Genomic DNA, 2,500 nt, shown 5'->3' on the forward strand with positions numbered 1-2,500 from the left:
GCTCGCGCCCTCAAAACTGAAGTCATCAACAAGATCATCTGCTAGAACAAGGCCTCGACCGATTAGTATCACTCAGCTCCGCATGTCGCCATGCTTCCACCCGTGACCTATCTACCTCATCGTCTCTGAGGGGTCTTTCTTGATTACTCAAAGGGAAATCTCATCTTGGAGGGGGCTTCATGCTTAGATGCTTTCAGCATTTATCCCGTCCGCACGTAGCTACCCAGCGATGCTCCTGGCGGAACAACTGGTACACCAGCGGTGCGTCCATCCCGGTCCTCTCGTACTAAGGACAGCTCTCCTCAAATTTCCTGCGCCCACGACGGATAGGGACCGAACTGTCTCACGACGTTCTGAACCCAGCTCGCGTACCGCTTTAATGGGCGAACAGCCCAACCCTTGGGACCTACTCCAGCCCCAGGATGCGATGAGCCGACATCGAGGTGCCAAACCTCCCCGTCGATGTGGACTCTTGGGGGAGATCAGCCTGTTATCCCCAGGGTAGCTTTTATCCGTTGAGCGATGGCCCTTCCATGCGGAACCACCGGATCACTAAGCCCGACTTTCGTCCCTGCTCGACTTGTAGGTCTCGCAGTCAAGCTCCCTTCTGCCTTTGCGCTCTACGAATGATTTCCAACCATTCTGAGGGAACCTTTGGGCGCCTCCGTTACTGTTTAGGAGGCGACCGCCCCAGTCAAACTACCCGCCTGACACGGTCCTCCAGCCGGATGACGGCTGCGAGTTAGAGACTCTATGCATGAAGGGCGGTATCCCAAGGGTGACTCCTCCGAAGCTGGCGCTCCGGTCTCGACGTCTCCCGCCTATCCTGTACATCATGCACAAAGCCTCAATATCAGGCTGTAGTAAAGCTCCATGGGGTCTTTCCGTCCTGTCGCGGGTAACCTGCATCTTCACAGGTACTATGATTTCACCGGGTCTCTCGTTGAGACAGTGCCCAAATCGTTACGCCTTTCGTGCGGGTCGGAACTTACCCGACAAGGAATTTCGCTACCTTAGGACCGTTATAGTTACGGCCGCCGTTTACTGGGGCTTCGGTTCAAAGCTTCGCTTGCGCTAACCCATCCCCTTAACCTTCCAGCACCGGGCAGGCGTCAGCCCCTATACGTCATCTTGCGATTTAGCAGAGACCTGTGTTTTTGCTAAACAGTCGTTTGGGCCTATTCACTGCGGCTCTACTCAATGTAGAGCGTCCCTTCTCCCGAAGTTACGGGACCATTTTGCCGAGTTCCTTAACGAGAGTTATCCCGCGCGTCTTAGAATTCTCATCCCGCCTACCTGTGTCGGTTTACGGTACTGGCACCTTCCACCTCACTAGAGGCTTTTCTTGGCAGTGTGAAATCGTGACCTTCGTCCCTACGGGACTCCGCATCGTTCCTCGACTTTGATGCCTGACGGATTTGCCAATCAGACGGTCTCGAAACTTACACATGCACTTCCATCCGCATGCGTCACTATCCTCCTGCGTCCCCCCATTGTTCAAACGGTGGATCGGTGGTACAGGAATATCAACCTGTTATCCATCGCCTACGCCTTTCGGCCTCGGCTTAGGTCCAGACTAACCCTGAGCGGACGAGCCTTCCTCAGGAAACCTTGGGCTTTCGACGGAGGGGATTCTCACCCCTCTTTTCGCTACTCACACCGGCATTCTCACTTCCAAACGCTCCACTGCTCCTTACGGTACAGCTTCACAGCGGTTTGGAACGCTCCCCTACCATTCCTTACGGAATCCGCAGCTTCGGTGGTATGTTTAGCCCCGTTACATTTTCGGCGCGGCGCCACTCGACTAGTGAGCTATTACGCACTCTTTGAATGGTGGCTGCTTCTAAGCCAACATCCTAGCTGTCTAGGCAGCGCCACATCCTTTTCCACTTAACATACACTTTGGGACCTTAGCTGGCGGTCTGGGCTGTTTCCCTCTTGACTACGGATCTTATCACTCGCAGTCTGACTCCCGAGTATAAGTTGCCGGCATTCGGAGTTTAACTGAATTCGGTAACCCTGTGGGGGCCCCTAGTCCAATCAGTGCTCTACCTCCGGAACTCTCAACCTCGAGGCTAGCCCTAAAGCTATTTCGGGGAGAACCAGCTATCTCCAGGTTCGATTGGCATTTCACCGCTACCCACACCTCATCCCCGCACTTTTCAACGTGCGTGGGTTCGGACCTCCAGTCAGTGTTACCTGACCTTCATCCTGGACATGGGTAGATCACCTGGTTTCGGGTCTACGACAACGCACTATGGCGCCCTATTCAGACTCGCTTTCGCTACGGCTCCGCCTCATCAGCTTAACCTCGCGCGCTATCGTAACTCGCCGGTTCATTCTACAAAAGGCACGCCATCACCCATTAACGGGCTCTGACTACTTGTAGGCATACGGTTTCAGGATCTATTTCACTCCCCTTCCGGGGTGCTTTTCACCTTTCCCTCACGGTACTGGTTCACTATCGGTCACTAGGGAGTATTTAGCCTTGGGAGATGGT

General features: G+C 54.3%; 1 rRNA gene (cut by a window edge). It reads right to left on the minus strand.

Annotated elements, in window-relative coordinates:
• Window positions 1-42: 42 nt before the first annotated feature.
• Window positions 43-2,500 (minus strand): 23S ribosomal RNA (locus BLD48_RS14275) (it continues 458 nt past the right edge of the window).

This window comes from Exiguobacterium sp. KRL4, assembly GCF_001870785.1.
In the GTDB taxonomy this organism is placed as follows: Bacteria; Bacillota; Bacilli; order Exiguobacteriales; family Exiguobacteriaceae; genus Exiguobacterium_A.